At 51.7% G+C, this 1964-nt stretch carries 1 protein-coding gene and 1 pseudogene; one reads left to right on the top strand and one right to left on the bottom strand.

Annotation, left to right across the window (positions count from 1 at the left end; genetic code table 11):
• Positions 1-98: 98 nt before the first annotated feature.
• Positions 99-417 (bottom strand): annotated as a pseudogene (locus AC2FJZ_RS22280) (transposase); the annotation flags it as partial.
• A 134-nt stretch (positions 418-551) separates the two neighbouring features.
• On the opposite strand from AC2FJZ_RS22280, the gene AC2FJZ_RS22275 reads away from it, so the two are divergent.
• Positions 552-1157: a VPLPA-CTERM sorting domain-containing protein gene (locus AC2FJZ_RS22275; RefSeq protein WP_496780410.1), complete on the top strand. Its 606-nt coding sequence runs from the start codon at positions 552-554 to the stop codon at positions 1155-1157.
• The last annotated feature ends 807 nt before the right edge of the window (positions 1158-1964 follow it).

The raw sequence follows: 1964 nt of genomic DNA, 5'->3' as shown, positions 1-1964 counted from the left end.
CGACGAGAACGCCGAGGGCAGACAGGTACTTCATGGATCATACTCCTGCAGTTGCTTCTTTATTTAGATGCAGGAGGGTTCTCGGTTTCTCGGGGTTGTGCGGGTATCCCTTTGTCTTTCAACGCTTCTCGAAACCAATCGGTGTCATAGCCACAATCTCCAAGCAGCCAGTCCACCTTAGGCCAACTGCTCACCTGTGCACGGGCACTGATGTAATCGCTTACCTGTCCTGCAGTCACGAACAGGTTCAGCGTGCGTCCTTGGCTGTCGCATATGGCGTGCAGCTTGGTGTTCATGCCGCCCTTGGTCCGACCAATCAGGCGTCCACGCCCCTCTTTTTGACGCCCAGACTGGTCGCTGTGCCTTCAAGTGCGTGGGGTCTATCATCACAGTCTTCTGTTCGCCGTGGCCTGCCGCGCAGCGGAAATCAATGCATCCTGACCCTAAGGGTTGGAGTTCGCGTTTTCAGACCGATTTGTTCCAATAGTTGACGCAACTTATACAGCGATGCGATAATTGTTTCGTAAACTTATTTTCCTGTGGGGAGTTAGATGCGACATTTCTTTCTGGCAATAGTTTTTTTATGGGCGTTGCCTGTTAATGCGGCAACCTTCACTTACCATTATCAAGGTGCATTGTTGGACCAAATAGTGGATAACAATGATGGCACTGCAACAATCCAAAATGGCTTTAGTGCGACACTTATTCTTGACGAGTATTTGCTCGGTCAGTCTCTGTTCGACGCCAATATTTCTTTTTTTCTTCCCGGTTCGTCAGGCTTAACCCCACAGGGACCGGTACAAGGTGTGCTGGGTTATATTACTAATTATGCAGATCTCACGAACACTGTGGCTGGAACTGACTTCAGAATGCAAACGAATGCCTCTGGCAACCTGACGGGTACCGCGTTTTGGTTGGACGGTCCCCCAGATGGTTTTTTCGGCTCAACTACTCCAGATTCAAATGGCATTTATGATTGGTATCACGATTCCATAAATACCATCGGAAGCTCTCAGCCTGGCACATGGTCATTGGTTTCGATTCAAGGGGACTTGTTCGTTGCGCCAGTTCCGCTGCCCACTTCATCTTGGCTGCTGATAACTGCGCTTCTTGGGCTAGCATTATATTCACGCAACAGGTCAAAGAAGTTAGGCTAAGTAGATAGCTCCCGCTGTATTCTTGGCTTTCAATTTGCTGTCATAGCACTTTCTAACGGTTAGTGGAGAGGCATTCCTGTTTTGGCTCAAATTAGTCTTTCGCTGCGCTTTGCTCGAACGTCCGCTTCGGCACTACCGTTCAGGAAGGTATCAACGCCCGGCGACAACCGTTAGCGGATCGGCCTGACCGCTTAGAGCCCGAAACAGCCAGTTATCCAACCTTTGCGTAGCGCACAGAATCTGACTTCCGAAAAACGGTTACCCGCACTCGAATTCAATAATAGCGGTTCACTTGGCGTTGCATCTGGGTGCAATGACGCAAGATACGCACAACTGGGTGTATCATGGTTACTGCGTGTTCGGTGCGAGTGTGCCAGGTATTTGAAGCCTTGCGAAGCATTACGCCCTCCCATTGATGACGCCACGTTAACTTGGATGAATGAGTGGTTCTGTGAACTGGGACACAGAGCGCCATTACAAGTTTCCGCTGCGGACCCCACCCGCTCAGCGCCAGCGACCACCCGTCAGCCCCCGGAACGACTCGTCAGCGGTCCAGTCCTTCGGACGTCGTCAGCACCAGCCAGCGGTCTCGTCAGCTCCTATCGGCACTCGTTAACGCCCTCTCTAACGGTCAGAAATGCCCCGTGCTCACCCTCGAAATGCCCCCGAAACCGCCCCAATTTCTCGGGCTAGTGGGAAAAGCCGATAACAATCATCGGACGGCAAGGTTTCCTACCACCCCAGCCAGTTCATCGGAACATAGAACGACGACAGGCACTTGGGTCACCGATACCCGAGAAATGCCCC

Source organism: Ruegeria sp. CDSA079, assembly GCF_059612245.1.
Note: the sequence above shows the minus strand (reverse complement) of the source record. Positions and strands in the feature narration are given on the sequence as shown.

Bases quoted from the DNA above. Each gene is read 5' to 3' on its own strand.
- AC2FJZ_RS22275 (WP_496780410.1), top strand. From the start codon at position 552: ATGCGACATTTCTTTCTGGCAATAGTTTTTTTATGGGCGTTGCCTGTT.